The following is a 19,110-nucleotide window of genomic DNA, read 5'->3' as shown; positions in this document are numbered from 1 at the left end:
ATACAGCGCTTAAATGAACTGTTTACTTATACTTGATGAATGTCGCATTGAAAATTATCCCACACCAAAACCAGCTATTCTATCTACATCATGGGTGTTTTGTAGCTTAACTCGACATCAACAACTAATTATAGACATTAAAAAAAGCTCTCACGCATCAAAGTGAGAGCTTGAATAACATTTATACAGATACTTTTTGATTTGTATCGACTAATTTTAATTTATAATCATAAATCGACTGTAAGTTGCCGTTCGGATTTTTAAGGATTAAATGATCTTGCGTAATTTCTGTCGGACTTTCGACACCGACAGCCGCTGCTAAGTTGAATAGTCCTTCATGTAAACTTGTGATGTAATTTGTGACACGATAGTTCTTTTCGTTCACAAACAAACCACGTTCTAACTTAGGATTTGTCGTCGCCACACCGACTGGACATGTGTTCAAGTGACATTGTTGACTCATAATACAGCCGACACTGATCATCATACCACGTGCGACATTGACTAAGTCTGCACCGAGACCGAGCGCAATCGCAATTTTATCAGGTGTCACCAATTTACCTGATGCGAAGATTTTCATTTTATCGCGAATACCATACTTCTCTAACATGCCTGTCACAATCGGTAAGGCTGTGAATAATGGTAAGCCGACGCTATCTTGTAATTCTTGATACGTCGCACCTGTACCCCCTTCACCACCATCAATTGTGATGAAGCTTGGATATTGTTGACGTTGTTTCATCGTTCTGACTAAGTCTTCAATTTCATCGACATGACTCACCACAATCTTGAAGCCTACTGGTTTTTGTGCCGCTTCTTTCAAATCCATAATCCAATCTAATAAATCATCGTAATTATGAATGAATTCAAAGCGATTCGGTGAATTAATCGTTTTACCAGGTTCAACACTTCTGATTTTCGCAATTTCTTCTGTTACCTTCGCGCCTTCCATATGACCGCCACGTGTTTTAGCCCCTTGTGCTAACTTTACTTCAAAGGCTTTCACTTGGTCGATAGCTGCCTTTTGTTTAAACTTCTCTAAGTCAAACTCACCATTGGCTTTACGTACACCGAATAAACCGGGTCCGATTTGGAAGATAATATCACCGCCGCCTTTACGATGGTGGTCAGATAAGCCGCCTTCACCGGTATTCATCCATGTACCTGCACGTCCTAATCCCATAGATAATGCGGTAATCGCATTTTTACCTAGTGCACCGTAACTCATACCAGATTGTCCTACTAAACGTTTCACTTTATATGGATATTTTAAATCCTCTCCTAAAACAATCGCATCCTCATCCGACAGATAATAAGGGTCAACCTTTTCAGGGTCTCGATGTTCTTCTCGATCAAATAAGCGTTCGTTATCAACCTTATAGACAAACGTTGAAATTAAAGTCGATTGATCAATACGCATTTCCGTTGCTTGTTTTGGAAACATCGTGTTTTGAATAAAGAAGCCTGTTTCGTAATCTGTCTGCGTTCCGAAGCTCGTCATGCGTGATTTGTATTTACCAGCTTTCACGATGTCTGTATATTGACTACGTGAAAATGGTTTCCCTTTCGTGTCCTCTGAGAATAAATATTGACGCAACTCTGGTCCGATCTTTTCGAAGAAATAACGTACACGCGCCAACACAGGATAGTTACGCAACACACTGTGTTGTTGTTGCCGTTTATCTTTAAATAACAATACTAATCCAGTCACCAACAGTCCTATTACGACAAGCGCAATTAAGATGTTGATAATGAATTGAAGAATCGTAAGCAATAACATTATAGTTCCCCTCTCTCTATTTCTCTGCTTATCATGTATTACTTCAATTCCCAGCAGCCCACTCTGCTGAAATTGCACTAAATTTTAAATGTAATCCCATTGTATACCAAATTCCGTCGTGTTTCATCAGTCATTTAGAAAACGTTTACATTTTTGATGCAATATTGCTGAAAGGATGAGAAAAGCCGTTAATATTCTATCATTTTGCTTCAATTTTCGCATTCATAAGCCGCCTTGTATATACTGAAGATGTCGGCTATTATCTTTACCTTAAGTAGAAAAAGGGAATAAATCAATATAAGTGTAAATAAGAGAGAGAAAGGCGGATTTACTTATGACAGAATTGAATAAGAAAGTGGCAGTCATTACAGGCGCAAGCAGCGGTATCGGGAAAGGCATTGCCTTAAAGCTTTCAAATGAAGGCGCAACTGTAGTGCTTGTTGCTCGTGATGAAAAGAAACTAGACCAAGTTTCAACTGAATTACGTAAAGCAGGCGCAAAAAACTATGAAATTATCAGCGCTGATGTCACAAACCGTGAAGATATTGATCGTGCAGTACAACAAGCTGTAGAAGAATTCGGGAAAGTCGATATTTTAGTCAACAGTGCAGGTCAAATGAAATCGTCTGCGATTACAGAAGGTGAAGTACAAGCTTGGGACGATATGATTGATGTAAACCTTAAAGGTACATTATACGCAATCAATGCGGTCATGCCGCACTTCCAACAACAACAAAGCGGTCATATCGTTAACATCGCTTCAATTTCGGGCTTTGAAGTGACAAAATCAAGCGCGTTATACAGCGCTACAAAAGCAGCTGTCCATGCGATTACACAAGGTTTAGAAAAAGAACTCGCAAAAACAGGCATTCGTTCTACCAGCATTTCACCAGGTATGGTCGACACAGCTATGACTAGTGATACAGATTGGGGTTCACGTAAAATGTTAGAACCTAAAGATATCGCAAATGCGGTAGTCTATGCGTTAACACAACCTAGTCATGTCAATGTGAATGAAATTACAGTACGCCCTGTTTAATATACAACTAAACAGCTTTAAACAATGAAAGTCAGGCAACATGCCTGACTTTTTACATATATAAACATATAAGTTGGATCTATATTCAACGCATACCTTTACTTTAAATTTCCGGTTTAAACAAGATAAAATAAATACTAAATAAGACCAGATATACACCCATGAAAATACCGACACGTTTCAACAAGTATAAACCTGTATTAGAACGGTTTTTAATGAAGCGATTCGAAATCATGTTTGTGACGATAAAGCTGATAAAAATAATAATGACATAAATCAAAGCTGTCGTATCCATTGCGGTACTCCTTCACATTGTTATTTAGTTTAATGTATCACAACTTGGTGTTGAATCCTATGTAGAATTTCTATAATTAAAGATCAATCCATTTAATCTTTAAAATATTCGTTTTAAGGGAAAGATTGGTATAGAATAGATATAATACAATCTTACAATGCACGGGGTGACGCACATGAATTACTTGGAAGAGCAAAAACATAAATATATCGAATTAGCCGAAGCCATCGAATTCCATAATGCTGATTATAAAATAGATGATGCAGAGAAAATGTCTGTTCAAGAAATCTGTACGGATTATGGAAAGTATACGACGTTAAAAGAAAGACAAGTCTTAGAATCTATCTTGAAGTATCATCCTGAAGTCACAATCATTTCAGAAGACAAAGCCGATGAATTAAAAATATTAAGAAGAACAGATTTCGTTTATGAAATTGAGAAAAACTCTTATTTTGTAGAAACTGAGTTTTTAAACAACTTCAATAGCCACGTACTCAACCATAAATATGACTCTATTCCACCATTAGATGATGATGAAGAAGAAGCCATTCATGAAATGCGTGAAATAACACAAGCACGTAGAGATTATGAAGATTTCCAACTTGCTGACTTACTAGAGAGATACAATACTGAAGAATTAAAACAAATCTGTCGTGAATTTAAAATTACCGGCTTTTCTAAAGGAAGCAAAAGTGACATCGTTGATTTAATTCAAGATAAATTTACAAACAAAACTTCATTAATGTTCAAACGTCTCACGCAAAAAGAATTGAATTTAATTGCGTACTTCATCGCTGAAGAAAGCAACGTTATTCCTTACACGCATCTTGATGCCTTAAGTATGAAAACTTTCTTCATTCAAGTGCAAGATGACTATGAAATACTTTATATGCCGATGGATATCTTTGAAGATTTAGAGGACTACTTCGAAGAGAATGATTTGAATCCATTAGACTTCCTTGATGAAGCGGATCGTGAATTATTAGAAGAAATTGAAAAGTATCAAAAATTGAATAGCCTGCCGATTAATGAAGATGAAGATATCGATACTGCGATTTCTGCGTTTGTGGAAGCGGGCAAAGATGAAGACATGCGTGAAATGTTTAAAGAAATGTTCGACTTAAATCAAGATAGTGACGATGCGAAAGTTATGAATGCGATTATAGATGGTAAAGTCACATCTCAAGAAGAGTTAGATCAGTTCTTAGAAGAACTGCACAGTAAACCTCAAACAAAAACACAAGAACAAAATCATAAATCTTCTGGTAATGTCATTGATTTCAATCAATACCGAAGATAAAGCGATATAAGATAACACAATCATAAATACCTTATAAAGCCAATACTGAAAAGTACAAGCTTTATAAGGTATTTTTCAACTCAAACCTTAAACTTTATTCAACCTTTTACTTTATAATTTCAATTGGATAACGCATTATATCGTAATACACTGTCAGTGAAGTAAGTAGAATTACACTTACATTCAAAGCGCGACACAAAAAATAAAAGGAGCTTAACTATGACAGTCATCAAACAAATTAAAGAAGATATTGAAAAATTATTTGAAGCTGAAAGCGGCTATAAAATCTCAAAAGCTTCAGGTGTTCCCTATCAAACTGTTCAAGATTTAAGAAATAAGAAAACAAAGCTCGAAGATGTGAAATTCAAAACAATTATTAAACTTTATGACTATGCATCAAATAAACAAAGTGAAGCATAATATTAACGATAAAAGAACTTGATTCAACACATGAAAGCTGTCGAATCAAGTTCTTTTTCAATATATTAAACTTCGTCGCCATGTTCATCATATTTTGTCACATCACCGTCTGAATCAATGATATATGAAACGACTAAATTACCTTGTTTGTCTAAAATTGAGAAGCCCCAACCCCCATCATCACGACGTTCTGGTTCTTTGAAAGTATAACGGCTTGTATCTAATTGATGACCTTCATATTCTTCAACCTTATCAATCACATTTTCACGTGTCACCGTTTCTTCTGACTCTTCATCATCCTCATCAATTCCAGGTGGTGTCGCACCAATATAACTTTCAACTAGACGCACCGCTTCTTCATTCCCATCATACAACGGTACCACTTCTCCGCTATTCATAATACGTTGAGATTCCTCGCGACTATAATCTTCTTCTTGCCAACGATGATCTTGGAAATGACTCGGTACGGGATAAATTGTAATCGTACCATCTCCGTTATTTTTATAAACAACATGCCCTGCCGCAGTGGGAGAACCTGATAGACTTTGAATACCTTGGCCAAATCTGATTGAGCCTGGTCCATACATAATCTTTCCTGACAAATCAATATGGCTAATAGAGATATCTGCTGGGTTTGCGCTTCGATAGCTTGGTAATGCGGCTAACCATACACGCGCAAGATATTCATCACTATTCGGATTTAAGTGACTAAATGCATTGTGTTTAGATTCAGATGCTTTTGAACCTAAATGTTTCTCGTTGTTTTCTTCACTTTTTTGATGATCTTCATGTGTAGATTGTTCTTCTGATTGATGTTCTGTCTTTTCTTGGTCAGATGATGTTTGTTTTTCTTCTTTTTGCCCACAAGCAGTTAATAATAACGACGCTGCTAAGAGTCCAGTACCTAAATATTTAATTTTGTTCATTATGTCCCTACTCTCTCTTGATAATGACTTTCATACTTAATATTTAGTATACCTGAGTGGAATACAACTGTATTCATTCTTTACAAAAAAGACATATTCTGTCTATTTGTTTAAAAAAAGAGAAACAAACATCAAAGCTTGTTTCTCCTGAAAAATTTATGATTCTTTTAAATAATCATGAATGACTTCCGGTCGGCCGAGTCTTAAGTCTGCCAAAATATGTTGTGCATCGACAATTTCTTTGACCGGGAAATCTGCCAGTGGTGCATTCACATGTTCAAATAGTTGTAGACGCGCATCACCACGGAATGCTTCTTTAATTTGAATATCTGTAATTTGAGAACGTGTCATTTCAAGTATTCTTGGTGTCCCATCGTAATTTGGTAATTGTTTCAACATGAAGCTTGGTTTCGTAATAAGTTGTTTCGATTCTTCTGTTTCAATCGGATGGTATTTATAGGTCATCGTTGCTTGTGCAACGCGTAATGAATGATAATCTAATGTACCTACTAATGTATCGTTATCGACATATAGTCTTGGTTCTCCGTATTTCTTTGGAAATGTTGAAAGCTCTCTGCCTAATGCAATCGCAGGTTGATTGTTTAAATACATGGATAAGTAGAACTCGCCTTCTTCTCCATTGTATTCTACTGGAATCACTTGTCCGCATTCTGTATATGAACCAAGGCCTGTACTATCAGGCATATCAATAACTTCAAATTTGATTAAGTCACTTGTCACTTTTAGCGGTTCAGGTACGACTTCCTTTAGTTTCTCAATATCCGTGCGATACACAATGTTTAAAAATTCTCTATTTCTGAAATGAACATCCACTCTTGAATATGTCGGTGCATTCACAGGTGTTGAAGCTAAGTTCATGAGTTCTTTTTTATTCAATTCTTTGCCTCCTCAATATACTTTGCTTACCTAAGCTTAAAGGCAACAACTTGAATCTTCAATCATTCTATTTTACCGGCACGTCCCAAGTGCTTAAGTTTTCTGCCATATCCCAGAATTTATATTCATAATAACTTGTGCGTACGACAATATCTTCTAGTCGTTTTAAGTCCGCTTCTGAGCGTCCTTCTGTCACTTTATTCATCAGTTCAACACAGTCTTTCTTAAATTGCGTAAATTCCTCAGATGAATACATATCTACCCATTTTCGATATAATGGATGGTCTTTCGCAGCATCTTGTTCTGCCAATTTCAAACCAATATAGTTGTAACTCCATGTACAAGTTAAAATTGCGGCAATCACATTTTCTACGCCGCCGATTTGTGCCATGTTCAACATATAACTTGTATAAGCTGTTGTAGTTTCTGCAGGTTCAGTAGCTTCTAATTCCGCTTCACTAATACCAAATTCCTTCGCATAACCACGATGCAAGTTCATTTCTGTATTCATTGTGCCATCTAATAACTGCGCATACGTCGACATCATATCTAAATCAATGGCTTTCGCGGCACCAATCGCAAATAAACGAGAATACTCAATTAAATAAATGTAATCTTGTTTCAACCAATGTTTGAATTTCTCTTCATCCAAAGAGCCGTCAGCCAACCCTTTAATAAATGGATGTTCCATGTAAGATGCCCAAATTGGCTCAACGCGTTCATATAAACGATCTGTAAATAATTGTGTCACTACAAGTTCCTCCTAATTAGATTTGATTCAATATTTTTACTGCTTATCTTTAATCTAACCTATATCGACACAATATACAAAAATACGCCGGCTTGTTTATAAACACAAGTCGACGCATTCAATTATCATGCTGAATAAAGCATGACTATTTAACATCTTGTTTGCCACCTGAAATAAATTGCGCAATCATTTGTTTAACCAATACAGCCACAACATCTAGCATCACTATCACCTCCATTGTGTGATAGTTTTAATATTTTATTTGAATTTAAAAGAACACCTTCCATTTTATGTGCTAAAGCTTTGCTCATACAAATAAACAATGGATAGCTTACAGTCTGACATTGTTTTTGGTCTCTAATGGGATGAATTTCAATATTTGTTAAAAACGTTGTAAATGCTTCTTGTCGATTTTGATATTCATTTTCTAAATTTTGTTCCCCAAACATGTAAAATATTTTTTTCAAATTTTTATAATACATCTTCACCCTCTTTTTTTCTTATATACCAGTTTTTTTACCCCACCTTAAGTTGGATATAAATTCAAAAAATGCCCCTTTTTTTGAATTTACAATGATTTTTTCACTTTTTAAGCTACGATTTTCAAGAAGTTGAATTATTTCCTAGGTATGATAGCATGAATACCGTCTTTGCTTTTTTTCAATACTCAAATCAGAAAGGATGTTGCAGTTTTGAAGACGACTCATAAAGAGACAAACAAGATGTTTTCACCCGTATTTACTTATGCGTCTATACTTGTAGGTTTATTAGTATTAATCGGCGCAATTTTCCCTAACCAATTCGGCAAGGTTTCTGGTGCACTTGGGGCGTGGATTACAGAAACTTTCGGTTGGTATTATATGCTCGTCTTTTCTTTCATATTGGTTTTCTGTATTTTCTTAGTTTTTAGTCCGATCGGCAAATTAAAGCTAGGTAAACCTACAGACAAACCTGAGTTCCATACAATCTCTTGGTTAACAATGTTATTTAGTGCTGGTATGGGGATTGGCTTAGTATTCTATGGGGCTTCTGAGCCTGTATCACATTATTTAACTCCTCCTACAGCTTCTGCAGAAACGAAAGCAGCACTTGCAGATTCATTACGTGCGAGTTTCTTACACTATGGCTTTCACCCTTGGGCTGTTTACGGCATCGTAGCGTTATCACTCGCTTATTTCCAATTCAGAAAAGGCGAAGTCGGTCTTATTTCTAAAACATTACGACCACTTTTAGGTAAACGTGTGGACGGTTTACCAGGTACCATTGTCGATGTTTTAGCAGTATTTGCGACAATTATCGGTGTAGCGGTATCACTTGGTGTTGGCGCGATGCAGATCAATGGTGGCTTGAATTATTTATTTGGTATTCCAAATAACAAGTTAGTTCAAGGTATTATTATCGCAGTCGTAACTGTACTCTTCTTATACAGTGCATGGAGTGGTTTAAGCAAAGGAATTCAATATTTAAGTAACTTGAATATGATTTTAGCTGCGATTCTCTTTGCGATTTTATTAGTCATTGGTCCAACTTTACTCATCTTAGACATGATGACTTCTGCGACTGGTGATTACTTAAATACTTTAATCTTTAACAGTTTAGACACCGCACCATTAAACCAACAAAAACATGACTGGATGCAGACATGGACAGTTTATTATTGGGGCTGGTGGATGAGTTGGAGTCCGTTCGTCGGTATCTTTATCGCCCGTATCTCTAAAGGACGCTCTATCAGAGAATTCGTTATGGCAGTCTTACTAGTGCCGACAATCGTCAGTATTTTCTGGTTCAGCGTATTCGGTTTAACAGGTATCAGTGTTGGACAAGAACATACGGAAATCTTTAAAATGCCACCTGAAACACAATTATTCGGTATCTTTAATGAATTGCCGATAGGCAGTGTCTTATCCATTATCGCACTCGCATTAATTGGATCATTCTTTATTACTTCTGCCGATTCAGCAACATTCGTTTTAGGTATGCAGACGGCATTTGGTACATTACGTCCAGCAGGATTCGTAAAAATTGTATGGGGACTTGCGCTTTCTGCGATTGCGTATGTATTACTGCTTGCCGGAGGCGAAACAGGATTAGACGCTCTACAATCTGCGGCGATTATCTCAGCCTTACCATTCAGTGTGGTCGTTATCTTAATGACGCTTTCATTCTATAAAGATGCGAATAGAGAGCGTAAAGCGTTAGGATTAACACTCTCACCTAATGAAGAACATACTAAGATTTTACATGCCGCATCTAAGAGACACTCGTCAGAAGATCGCTCATAAATTTAACTACATGCGTATCCATACGCTTCAATTTAAGGATAAACAAAAGCAGCACCTTCTCTTCTAATTTGAGAAAGTGCTGCTTCTTTATATTAATAACGTTTATTATTTCTAGAACGCATGATCTGACGTACAATACGTGTGACTAAACGCACAATTTGCCTCACTTGTCTTTGGTTAATTTTAGCCATAATCTACCTCCAATTTTTGTAAGTATAACATGGTCCTAACACAAGACAAATTGATAACTATTTATTTTCGAAATAGTTGTGTTTTTTGAGGAACCTTTCTGCGACTACGGCCGGCTCTTGTTGTTTGCCGTCTGATTGATAATTTAACTCTTGCATTGTTTTCGTAGAGACCTTGCCTTGAAGTTTTTCTAATGAATGTTTAATTTTAGGGTTCTTTCTTAGGAAGTCGTTCTTCGCAAGTGGACTTGCGTCATATGGCGGGAAGAATTTACGGTCATCTTTTAATACTTTCAAGTTATAAGCTGAAATACGACCATCTGTAGTATAACCTAGAGCCACATCTAATTTATTGTTTTTTAAAGCATCATATACTAAGCCGATTTGCATAGGTCGGATACTTTTAAATTTGAATCCATAGGCTTTAGTGAAAGCCGGGTAACCATCGCCAGCACGTTTAATCCAAGTAGAATCTGTACCTAAACGCAACGCGTCTTTATGTTTCTTTAAATCCGAAACTGTTTCAAGATGATACTTGTCAGCCACTTCTTGTGTCACCATGAAGGCGAATGTATTTTCAAAACCATACGTATCAAAGAACGTTTGATCATATTGTTTCGTAAAGCCTTTTTGAACAACATCCATAGCCTTCTTGGTATCAGTAATAGGTTGTTGATTTAACGCTCCTACTAAATCTGTACCTGTATAACGCGTAGAAGAAATTTGCGCATCTCCATTCAATAAGGCGTTATGTTGAATAGTAGCTGAGCCTAAGTTGTTAATAATGGTTGGTTTTACTTTCCCTTTCGTATCATGTTCAATTTGTAGGCGAATCATATGTGCCATAATTTGCGATTCACTTGTTGCGAGTGCAGTAATTTTAACATTTTTACCTGGGCCGCCATCTAAGCCAGGTAACCCACATCCAGCAAGTATAAAGACACTTGTTAAAACCATCCCCATTAAATATTTAAACTTTTTCATTACAACCCCCACATTAATTTCTTTTATAATCATTTTATTTTCACAATTAACCACTACACATTATAACACATACATTTTTTGTGCATGGCATACCGTTTCTATCCTAACTTCAGTCTAACCTCACACAAACGTTAGACTAACCCAGGCACTTTATCCCTTGTCCTCACAACATTCTTCATCATTTAATCAATCTAGACATACCCTCTTTTTTAATTTGAAAGTTATAAAATGACAGTTGATTTTTATTGTATTTTATCTATATACTCATTACATAAAGAGAAAGAGGAGCTTAAAATCATGAAAGTTTATTGGGATTTAGGTGTAGAATTCTTAAGCCAGTTATTTACAGGTAAACTTCCGACTGTTTTTATTATCTTGGTTGTTGTTTCGATACTATTGAATTTTGTCATTGAATATATTTATGAGCGCTTTGAGAAACCAGAAAAGAATATTGTCAGCTCATTTTTGGCACTACTTATTGAAGAAGTAATTGGCTTCATTATTTTTATCTTTGCGTTTATCGCTGCGATAAAGTTTTTAGATTCAGTTACACTTTCAAATTTAACTGATACGTCTGCGATAGCTTTAGGAGAAATAACACTCGTTAGTTATGTTGTTTTTAGTGTGTTATCTTTGCCCTCTTTATTACTTCAATTTGTTGAATCTAATATTGGAAAGCTCTTAAACATTGTGGGGCAGGTCATTATTGGCGGGTTAGTTTATTATGTGTTGTTTGAAACCTTGCCGATGCCTATAACTTTTGATCTTCTATATACAGTTGTCGCATTATTTATTGTGATGATCTTAAATATCGTTTTATGGTCTCTTTCTATCAATACGTTGAAAAATGAAAAAGCAGCAGATTAGTTAATTATTCACTTTGTTTTGCCATTGTTTATCGAATTGTTTTTAGCTATGTTGTTTTATCTTTTCTCTTCTTTAATCGATACAGGTTCTATGTTAGGATTGTATCTTGTAAGTGTATAAGCAATTGTTGTCCTTTTTTCGCAACCCTTGTTAAGCGGTTGCTTTTTCAATGACTTCGATACGATGCTTAATTATTTTCAATAAAAAAGAGAAAGGCAGAGAAAGATGAAAATAAAATACATACTGTTATTGACGTTATCTACAGTACTACTCGCAGGTTGCGATTATTCAAAGAGTGAAAACCGCAATGGTTTCTTCTTTAATACTTTCGCAAAACCAATGGACAATTTACTACATTGGCTTGGTCATAATTTAAACGATAACTATGGTCTCGCAATTATCGTTATTGTATTAGCCATTCGCTTAGTTATGTTGCCGTTTATGTTAAGCCAAACTAAGAATGGTCAAATCATGCGTAAAGTTATGGACATTGCGAAACCTGAGATGAAAGAAGTACAAGAAAAAGTTAAACGTGCACGTACACAAGAAGAAAAAATGGAAGCGCAACAAGAATTAATGGCTGTTTATAAAAAGTACGACATGAATCCAATGAAGAGTATGCTTGGCTGTCTGCCAATCTTAATTCAAATGCCTGTACTCTTTGGTTTATATGTCTCATTAAAATGGCCTTCACATGGCGGTATCACAGATCATCCTCACTTCTTATGGTTCAAACTGACAGAACCTGATGTTTGGATTACAATCATCGCCGGCGCCCTTTACTTCTTGCAATCACTTGTCAGCATTGAAAATATGCCGAAAGAACAACGTCAAATGGGTTACATGATGATGATTATCTCACCTATCTTCATCATTTATATCTCATTCACTTCAGCTGCAGCATTAGGTCTTTATTGGTCAGTCAGTGCCATCTTTATGATTGTTCAAATGTTCTTTGCGAACAGATACTACAGTAAAGTTGCGGATGAAGAAGTAGCACGTATTAAGCGCGAACAAGAGAAGAAAGAAGATAAACCTAAAAACACGAAAGTCGTTTCTAAGAAGAATAAGAAAAAATAAATATGATGAATTGGCCCGGGAAGTTATTTCCTGGGCTATATTTATATAACAAAAAGAACGTTTCTACCTGTCGTAAAAACGTTCTTTTTAATATAAATTTAGAAGAATCTTAGTAAGACGATGCCTATGAAGATACATATGATTCCTAAAATCTTACGTACATTAATCTTGTTTTTCTTCGCACCTAAAATGCCGAAGTGATCAATTATGACACCCATTAACATCTGACCCAGCATGCCGACAATAGTCGTCAATGCAGCACCTAAATGTGGCATTAAAACGATATTCGCTGTGACAAATACCACACCAAGTACCCCGCCAATAAAATAAACTGGTTTGATTTTACCTACTTCTGGTTCATAAGTTGATAATTTAAATGAACGATTTACAAACGCTGTAATGATAATTAATGCGATTGCCCCTACAGAGAATGAAATTAATGACGCAAATAACGAACTATGTACTTGTTGTCCCAACTGACTATTGATCGCAGTTTGAATCGGTGGTGCAAACCCAAAGATAAATCCTATGACTAACCATGGTAAGACTTTATTAGCTTTTTCTTCTTTAGGTTGATGTTTAACATAATTCATCACAATGATGCCAATAAATAACAATAAAACACCAATCAGCTTTAAGAATGTGAATGGTTCTATTTTAGCTCCTAACCAACCAAAGGTATCAATCATCACACCCATAATAATTTGTCCAGCAATGGTTATAATGACTGTCAATGACGCACCTAGCCTTGGAAACAGTAATAGATTTCCTGTTAAGAATAAGACACCTAATAGTCCTCCAACGAACCACGTATAATTAAACGATTGGTCAGAAAAGAAACTTGGTGTGAAATGTCCAGGTGAAATAATCAAGTTTACAATGAATAAAAATAGAGCGCCGACTGAAAATGAGATTGCTGAAGAATAAAATGATGAGTGTGTATAGCGTATTAGTTTTGTATTAATAGAAGTTTGTACAGGAACCACCATTCCTGCAACTAAACCCAGTAAAAATAAAAACAGCATGCGCGCCCTTCTTTCCTACAATGATTAAAATAGTATAGCATAACTCAAACCTATTAGAAATCTCTGTTGTGAAATCTTCAATTGTCTATTTTTCCAACAATTAAAAAAGCTGCCGATGCGGCAGCTCCCAATCATTCTTCTTATTTACGTACTAATGCTAAAATACCTGCAACAAGTATTAAAATACCAGATAAAATTCCGAATAAACCAATGAAAATAAAGTTTAGTACGCCTCCTATAACAAGTAAAACACCCATTAAGACACGTTTTTTATTACTTAATTCCAATTGCTTTATTGACAATGAGCCTCTAAATCCTTAACAACCCCAAAACTTGTCGAATGGTCGGCTTAATAGCTCACGCTATGCCGACATTCGTCTACAAGTTTAGTTAAGGGTTCTTCTCATTGATCAATAAATTTTCTCGGCATAAATGCGTGTTCTACTTTTTGTTTTTCAATCTTTTCAACACAACAAAAAACGGCGTCATAAGTAATGTAAAAAATAATGCGGAAATCAAATTTGCATACAAGTTAAACTCAATCGGCAATATTAAATCTAATAAAGATGTCAAAACAAAAAATGAGATAAAAAAATACATAAAAGATAAAAAGACTTTCAAAAATAAAACTCCTTTCTAGCAAATCTTATCACAATAGTTTTTGCTTTACAGGTCTACATTTCGCCGTTATAATCTAGTTAAATCCTGTGAGGGCGTACTTATACGTTCTGTCCGAACGTGTGCTGAAATCGCAATCGCTCTCCGTCAATTTTTTTATTTTAAATTCAAAGAAACGGCTTGAGATATTCCGAGCAGTTACAAAAATTAATTTGTGTTGAATATTGCTACTGCATTTTTTAAAAAGTGATGTAGATTTATAGCCCATAACTTTTTTGAATTTCATCGACGATGCGGCGTCGAAGGAAAAATAAATAGACCGTACGAAAGAAAAAAGCCAATCCAATTTTATCTGGGGTGGCTTTTATTTTTTAATGCCCTTATTTTTAATTTTAAGGGGACATTCTGAAGTTCCGTAAGATCTTTACAGAGGTTTTTTATCCGAAATTATTTATCAGCTCTTAAAACGCAAATGAGAGCTAAATAAATAAATATATCATGATTCTAAAAAGCAAAAGATCAATTCAGCGTCTGATTTTTAGACACTGCCCATTTACATGCAAACTAAAATATTACATAAAATTACTCAAAAATCAACTCGATTTTTAGTTCCAACAGGAGCAAGATTCTGTAAAAAATATCAAAATTTAGATTTGGGGTTAATTTTCTTGTAAGAGCATAAGGAAAATATGCATACATTTTTAAATTATTACTAATATGTATAAAGACAAGAAGAAACTCGTTTTCAACTCGTTTCTAAAAAAAACCAAAAAAGACAACACTAAATTCTTATGATAATATCATGACGAATGTTCTTACAGTTATATATTACAATTAAAAAGAGGGGATACTTGGAGGTAAAAAGATGAACATTAGAAATTTTAAATTATATGAAATTACCTTTTTAATAATTTCTATGCTATCAATTATCACAGTATTTCTTAATGTTGCTGATATATTAAAAATGCCAATACAATGGCAATATTTCTTTCAATCAATGATATTTTTATCTTTAGGTATAGCAACTAAAAAAAAATGAAAGTAAGTGCAATTATTGCCATTATAGCTAGTATCGTAATAATATCGTCTATTTTTTTCATATAAAAAAGCCCGCCAAAAGCGGACTTTTTTTATTTTAATAACGTTTTGCCCAAGTAGCTTTATATACCCATTTCTTTTTAGGTAATTGATAAGGATTATCTCGGACTAATCTTTTCTCAGCTGTTCCACAGTTAACCTTAAGTGCTTTTTGCCATAACTTAACCCATTCTGCTTGAGAAATATAATTATCTTTATTCTTAAAGTAACTGTTTTCAACACATAACAACACATGTATATGCTGATTATAACTGCGTTATTTTCGTAATAACGCTAAGACACCCGCAGCTAAGATTAAAATACCTGCGATGATTCCATAGATACCAATTAAGAAAAAGTCTAGTACACCTGCGATAATGAGCAAGATACTCATTAATACACGCTTTCTCTTAATTAAACAACTAATTATGAATGTCGCTATACTCATCAATATAACGATAATACCTAACGTATAGATATCACTGCTTCCAGCATTTCCGACAGCTTCATTCGCACTTGCGACCATTAATGTGGAAACCCCACCAATAATCCCAAATATACTGCCGACAATACCTAATACAATTTCTGCGATACGGTTTCTAGGTTTTTCATATCTTAATTCATCCATTTTTATAACTCACCTTTAAAACTAAAATTTATTTCTATCTACTCTTCTAACATCGCTTGATCTGCTGCTTCTTCTTGTTTTTGAAGTTCTGCATCTAATTTCGCTTGTTCTTGTGCCTCACGTGCTGCTTGTTCGTCTTGACGTTTCATTTCTGCTTCATAGGCACGTTGATCCGCTTCTTCTTGTTTTTGTCTTTGTGCTTCTTCTCGTGCATCTATTTCATCTTGGCGCTTCATCTCTGCTTCGAATTCTTTATCGATGCGATCTTGATTTTTTTGCCATTCTGCATCTTCACGTTCAAGTTGCTTTTGATATTCTTTATCCCATTCTGCTTCTAATTCATCATAAAGTTTATCAATACGTGCTGCTAAATCGTTGTATTCTTTATTTGTGACACCACGTGTAACGTGGTTCATTCTTTCTCCATCTGTTAATGCGTTATATTCATCTACTAACGCATTGTATTCTTCTGCTGTGTATGGATAATCCTCGCTATCGTCTTCAGCTTTTGTTTTATCTTTCTTCGTATCCGATTGGCTGTCAGCTTCATTATAACTTCCATCTTTAATCATTGCTTGATGAAGGTTCCATTTCGCTTTAACATTTGCAGTTTTAAAATACGTGTCCATTTCTAAGGTATAGACTTTGGCTTCTGGAACATCAAATGTTAAAGTGCCTGTCGCAGTTTTACCTTGGTTTAATTGATGAGAGAAAATACCATCTATACCATCTCCGCCAATCCAATCTGGATACGTTTCTCCTCTGACGTTCATTGTAAATGCGCTAGAATCTACAAGTACTTGATCGCTGTTATTGTTTTTAAATTTCAATGTCACTTTTAATACTTTACCGTTATTAGGTGCTTCGTAATCTTCATAATCATTTACATACTCTGCTTTAACTACTCGAACATCTACACCGTCAGCGTCAACGATTTGTCCTACTCTGAATGTTTTCATTTCTTCCGTTGCTTTACCTCTTGCTTCTGTACCTTCTGTCTTTTCTTCAGACTTTGCGCCACTGCAGGCAACTAATAAAAATAATACACTAATCATCAAAAACCAAAGTCTTTTCATCTTTCTCTCTCCGCTCTGTATTTAGTTGTGAAACGATGAAATTTCAATGCATTTATCATCAAATTGTCTTTATAGGAATATTTTATAATACTTTTAAGTAAAAGCAATCTTTTTCCGAATATTTATGAAGGTTTGATGAATATTTTTTTAATTGATACTTTGGATTATAGGTAATTCAGATTAATACTATGTATAAATATAAAAAAGCCGCCATAGGCAGCTTTTTCAATTATTGTGAATCATCTTGAGATTGATTGTTCGTATTTTGTTGTTTTTGCGCTTCTGCTTCACGTGCAGCTTGTTCATTTTGACGTTGTACTTGAGCTTCATAAGCACGTTGTTCCGCTTCTTCTTGTTTGCGTCGTTGTGCTTCTTCACGCGCATTGACTTCATCTTGGCGTTTCATTTCTGCTTCAAACTCTTTATTGATACGGTCTTGATTTTTTTGCCATTCAGCCTCTTCTTCTTTTACTGCTTTTTGATATGCAGCATCAAGCTCTTCTCCATAATCTTCTAGCAATTTATCTACACGATCAGCTAAATCATTGTATTCTTTGTTCGTAACTCCACGTGTGACATGGTTCATACGCTCACCTTTTGTGAAGGCATTGTATAAATCAACTAACGCATTATATTCATCGGCAGAATAAGGATAGTCTTTTTCTTTAGATGATTTTTTAGAACTTTTCTCTTTAGTATCAGATGCTGCTGCTTTATTTGTATCGTTTTGACTGTCACCTTTTTTAATCATTGCTTGGTGGATGTTCCATTTACCTTTAACATTTTTCTTTTTAAACTGCGCATCCATTTCTAATGTATAGACTTTAGCGTCTGGTACATCGAACGTCAAAGATTCTACTGCAGTTTTTCCATGACTGAGTTGATGCGTGAAACTTCCTTCTGAATGATTACCGCCAACCCAGTCTGGATACGTTTCTCCTCTAATCGTCATTGCGAATGCGCTAGAATCCACAACCACTTTTGGTTTATTATTATTTTTAAATTTCAAAGTTACTTGTAATGCTTTCCCGTTCTTTGGTGCATCAATATCACTGTAGTTATTAATGTATTCCGCTTTGATAACTTGAACATCCACACCATCGGCATCTACTATTTGTCCAATTTTGAATGTCTGCATTTGATCAGTAGCTTTACCTTTTTTAATTGTTTCGTCTGATTGATCATGTGATTTCAAACCGAAACAGCCCGCTAATAAAAATAATGCACTGATTACAATTAACCAAAGTTTTTTCATTGATATCTCTCCGCTCTGTCTTAGTTGTAAGTATCATAGATGTCTAATGGAGACATTTATTTTCTTGTATAACACTATCTTATATTACTTTTAACCAAAATCAATCTATTTTTAAGTTTTTGTTAAGCTCATGTAAAATATTTTTTATTTCCACGTTAAAAATGCTGAAAGTATAGGAATTCAGCGATTTTCTTTCTATTAATTTTTGTTGATTTTGAACAAAAAAGGGTTAACTTACACGGAATAGGTAATACAAATAAAAGCGAGTCATATATTCATACAAATAAATGAATATTTTTCTTTTTGTTATCGCTAAAAATGCACCTTTAAAGACACCTTATGCATAACGTTAACTTCTCAGACAAATTTAAAGTTATAACTAAATAATTGTGCAAAATTTCATTGACGAAACCAATAGAAAGCGTTTACAATTAATGTGAAATCAATCACATAGAGGAGTTGTATTAGAATGCAAAACTTAAGAAATAGACATTTCCTAACATTATTAGATTTTTCACAGAAAGAGATGGAGTTCCTACTGAACTTATCAGAAGATTTAAAACGTGCAAAATACGCAGGTATTGAGCGACAAACACTTAAAGGAAAAAACATTGCATTAATT

The 19,110-nt window shown here is 34.9% G+C and carries 18 protein-coding genes and 2 pseudogenes; 7 read left to right on the top strand and 13 right to left on the bottom strand.

Annotated elements, in window-relative coordinates; all coding sequences use genetic code 11:
* Positions 1–181: 181 nt before the first annotated feature.
* A complete protein-coding gene (locus HMPREF2603_RS09195) occupies positions 182–1,780 on the bottom strand; it encodes an FMN-binding glutamate synthase family protein (RefSeq protein ID WP_060804088.1) in 1,599 nt (532 codons plus the stop codon).
* Between the two features lie 334 nt (positions 1,781–2,114).
* On the opposite strand from HMPREF2603_RS09195, the gene HMPREF2603_RS09190 reads away from it, so the two are divergent.
* Positions 2,115–2,819: an SDR family oxidoreductase gene (locus HMPREF2603_RS09190; RefSeq protein ID WP_002480053.1), complete on the top strand. Its 705-nt coding sequence runs from the start codon at positions 2,115–2,117 to the stop codon at positions 2,817–2,819.
* Positions 2,820–2,922: 103 nt separating this feature from the next.
* Here HMPREF2603_RS09190 and HMPREF2603_RS09185 read toward each other — a convergent pair whose 3' ends face one another.
* Positions 2,923–3,114, bottom strand: coding sequence for a hypothetical protein (locus HMPREF2603_RS09185; protein ID WP_002480054.1), 192 nt, complete (start codon positions 3,112–3,114; stop codon positions 2,923–2,925).
* A gap of 175 nt (positions 3,115–3,289) precedes the next feature.
* On the opposite strand from HMPREF2603_RS09185, the gene HMPREF2603_RS09180 reads away from it, so the two are divergent.
* The gene (locus HMPREF2603_RS09180; protein WP_060804087.1) at positions 3,290–4,414 is read left to right on the top strand and encodes a hypothetical protein; all 1,125 of its coding nucleotides are present in this window, start codon (positions 3,290–3,292) and stop codon (positions 4,412–4,414) included.
* Positions 4,415–4,633: 219 nt separating this feature from the next.
* On the top strand, positions 4,634–4,834 hold the full coding sequence (locus HMPREF2603_RS09175) for a hypothetical protein (protein WP_057510301.1): 201 nt from the start codon (positions 4,634–4,636) through the stop codon (positions 4,832–4,834).
* A gap of 65 nt (positions 4,835–4,899) precedes the next feature.
* Here HMPREF2603_RS09175 and HMPREF2603_RS09170 read toward each other — a convergent pair whose 3' ends face one another.
* From HMPREF2603_RS09170 to HMPREF2603_RS09155, 4 genes are all read right to left on the bottom strand, one after another.
* Complete coding sequence (locus HMPREF2603_RS09170; RefSeq protein WP_060804086.1) at positions 4,900–5,760, bottom strand: hypothetical protein; 861 nt, start codon at positions 5,758–5,760, stop codon at positions 4,900–4,902.
* 156 nt (positions 5,761–5,916) lie between these two features.
* Positions 5,917–6,657 carry an acetoacetate decarboxylase gene (locus HMPREF2603_RS09165; RefSeq protein WP_060804085.1) on the bottom strand — a complete coding sequence of 247 codons (741 nt, stop codon included), beginning with the start codon at positions 6,655–6,657 and terminating at the stop codon, positions 5,917–5,919.
* 67 nt (positions 6,658–6,724) lie between these two features.
* Positions 6,725–7,408, bottom strand: coding sequence for a thiaminase II (gene tenA, locus HMPREF2603_RS09160; RefSeq protein WP_002480059.1), 684 nt, complete (start codon positions 7,406–7,408; stop codon positions 6,725–6,727).
* Positions 7,409–7,602: 194 nt separating this feature from the next.
* Positions 7,603–7,890 (bottom strand): hypothetical protein, encoded by a 288-nt coding sequence (locus HMPREF2603_RS09155; RefSeq protein ID WP_060804084.1) that lies wholly within the window; start codon positions 7,888–7,890, stop codon positions 7,603–7,605.
* A 240-nt stretch (positions 7,891–8,130) separates the two neighbouring features.
* Between HMPREF2603_RS09155 and HMPREF2603_RS09150 the strand changes: the two genes are divergently transcribed.
* Positions 8,131–9,690 carry a BCCT family transporter gene (locus HMPREF2603_RS09150; protein WP_060804083.1) on the top strand — a complete coding sequence of 520 codons (1,560 nt, stop codon included), beginning with the start codon at positions 8,131–8,133 and terminating at the stop codon, positions 9,688–9,690.
* A gap of 248 nt (positions 9,691–9,938) precedes the next feature.
* Here the strand turns inward: HMPREF2603_RS09150 and HMPREF2603_RS09145 are convergent, their stop codons facing one another.
* Positions 9,939–10,862, bottom strand: coding sequence for an osmoprotectant ABC transporter substrate-binding protein (locus HMPREF2603_RS09145; protein WP_060804082.1), 924 nt, complete (start codon positions 10,860–10,862; stop codon positions 9,939–9,941).
* 297 nt (positions 10,863–11,159) lie between these two features.
* Between HMPREF2603_RS09145 and HMPREF2603_RS09140 the strand changes: the two genes are divergently transcribed.
* Both HMPREF2603_RS09140 and yidC read left to right on the top strand, forming a co-directional pair.
* On the top strand, positions 11,160–11,729 hold the full coding sequence (locus tag HMPREF2603_RS09140; RefSeq protein ID WP_060804081.1) for a hypothetical protein: 570 nt from the start codon (positions 11,160–11,162) through the stop codon (positions 11,727–11,729).
* Positions 11,730–11,954: 225 nt separating this feature from the next.
* Positions 11,955–12,809 carry a membrane protein insertase YidC gene (gene yidC / locus HMPREF2603_RS09135; protein WP_023016216.1) on the top strand — a complete coding sequence of 285 codons (855 nt, stop codon included), beginning with the start codon at positions 11,955–11,957 and terminating at the stop codon, positions 12,807–12,809.
* Positions 12,810–12,907: 98 nt separating this feature from the next.
* Here yidC and HMPREF2603_RS09130 read toward each other — a convergent pair whose 3' ends face one another.
* The 6 genes and pseudogenes from HMPREF2603_RS09130 to HMPREF2603_RS09110 form a co-directional block, all read right to left on the bottom strand.
* Positions 12,908–13,834, bottom strand: a complete 927-nt coding sequence (locus HMPREF2603_RS09130) for a DMT family transporter (protein ID WP_060804080.1) — start codon at positions 13,832–13,834, stop codon at positions 12,908–12,910.
* Positions 13,835–13,974: 140 nt separating this feature from the next.
* Positions 13,975–14,136, bottom strand: coding sequence for a hypothetical protein (locus HMPREF2603_RS13410; RefSeq protein ID WP_002480067.1), 162 nt, complete (start codon positions 14,134–14,136; stop codon positions 13,975–13,977).
* Positions 14,137–15,683: 1,547 nt separating this feature from the next.
* A pseudogene (locus HMPREF2603_RS13405) lies at positions 15,684–15,803 on the bottom strand (protein rep); the annotation flags it as partial.
* 3 nt (positions 15,804–15,806) lie between these two features.
* The gene (locus HMPREF2603_RS09120) at positions 15,807–16,157 is read right to left on the bottom strand and encodes a DUF4064 domain-containing protein (protein WP_060804077.1); all 351 of its coding nucleotides are present in this window, start codon (positions 16,155–16,157) and stop codon (positions 15,807–15,809) included.
* Positions 16,158–16,195: 38 nt separating this feature from the next.
* The gene (locus tag HMPREF2603_RS09115; RefSeq protein ID WP_060804076.1) at positions 16,196–17,233 is read right to left on the bottom strand and encodes a DUF4352 domain-containing protein; all 1,038 of its coding nucleotides are present in this window, start codon (positions 17,231–17,233) and stop codon (positions 16,196–16,198) included.
* A gap of 229 nt (positions 17,234–17,462) precedes the next feature.
* Entirely contained in the window at positions 17,463–18,488 is a 1,026-nt protein-coding gene (locus HMPREF2603_RS09110) for a DUF4352 domain-containing protein (protein WP_060804075.1), read from the bottom strand.
* Between the two features lie 469 nt (positions 18,489–18,957).
* Here HMPREF2603_RS09110 and HMPREF2603_RS13050 point away from each other — a divergent pair.
* Positions 18,958–19,110: pseudogene (locus HMPREF2603_RS13050) on the top strand (ornithine carbamoyltransferase subunit F); the annotation flags it as partial.

The sequence above is a fragment of the Staphylococcus sp. HMSC055C03 genome (assembly GCF_001809385.1).
Taxonomy (GTDB): Bacteria; Bacillota; Bacilli; order Staphylococcales; family Staphylococcaceae; genus Staphylococcus; species Staphylococcus simulans.
This window is presented reverse-complemented; position numbering and strand designations above follow the sequence as displayed.

What these genes read in the sequence shown, in the direction of transcription:
- HMPREF2603_RS09115 (WP_060804076.1), bottom strand. Translation starts at nt 17,233, where the DNA reads ATGAAAAGACTTTGGTTTTTGATGATTAGTGTATTATTTTTATTAGTT.
- HMPREF2603_RS09150 (WP_060804083.1), top strand. Translation starts at nt 8,131, where the DNA reads ATGTTTTCACCCGTATTTACTTATGCGTCTATACTTGTAGGTTTATTA.
- yidC (WP_023016216.1), top strand. Translation starts at nt 11,955, where the DNA reads ATGAAAATAAAATACATACTGTTATTGACGTTATCTACAGTACTACTC.
- HMPREF2603_RS09175 (WP_057510301.1), top strand. Translation starts at nt 4,634, where the DNA reads ATGACAGTCATCAAACAAATTAAAGAAGATATTGAAAAATTATTTGAA.
- HMPREF2603_RS09140 (WP_060804081.1), top strand. Translation starts at nt 11,160, where the DNA reads ATGAAAGTTTATTGGGATTTAGGTGTAGAATTCTTAAGCCAGTTATTT.
- HMPREF2603_RS09155 (WP_060804084.1), bottom strand. Translation starts at nt 7,890, where the DNA reads ATGTATTATAAAAATTTGAAAAAAATATTTTACATGTTTGGGGAACAA.
- HMPREF2603_RS09170 (WP_060804086.1), bottom strand. Translation starts at nt 5,760, where the DNA reads ATGAACAAAATTAAATATTTAGGTACTGGACTCTTAGCAGCGTCGTTA.
- HMPREF2603_RS09195 (WP_060804088.1), bottom strand. Translation starts at nt 1,780, where the DNA reads ATGTTATTGCTTACGATTCTTCAATTCATTATCAACATCTTAATTGCG.
- HMPREF2603_RS09180 (WP_060804087.1), top strand. Translation starts at nt 3,290, where the DNA reads ATGAATTACTTGGAAGAGCAAAAACATAAATATATCGAATTAGCCGAA.
- HMPREF2603_RS09130 (WP_060804080.1), bottom strand. Translation starts at nt 13,834, where the DNA reads ATGCTGTTTTTATTTTTACTGGGTTTAGTTGCAGGAATGGTGGTTCCT.
- HMPREF2603_RS09110 (WP_060804075.1), bottom strand. Translation starts at nt 18,488, where the DNA reads ATGAAAAAACTTTGGTTAATTGTAATCAGTGCATTATTTTTATTAGCG.
- HMPREF2603_RS09190 (WP_002480053.1), top strand. Translation starts at nt 2,115, where the DNA reads ATGACAGAATTGAATAAGAAAGTGGCAGTCATTACAGGCGCAAGCAGC.
- HMPREF2603_RS09145 (WP_060804082.1), bottom strand. Translation starts at nt 10,862, where the DNA reads ATGAAAAAGTTTAAATATTTAATGGGGATGGTTTTAACAAGTGTCTTT.
- HMPREF2603_RS09185 (WP_002480054.1), bottom strand. Translation starts at nt 3,114, where the DNA reads ATGGATACGACAGCTTTGATTTATGTCATTATTATTTTTATCAGCTTT.
- HMPREF2603_RS09120 (WP_060804077.1), bottom strand. Translation starts at nt 16,157, where the DNA reads ATGGATGAATTAAGATATGAAAAACCTAGAAACCGTATCGCAGAAATT.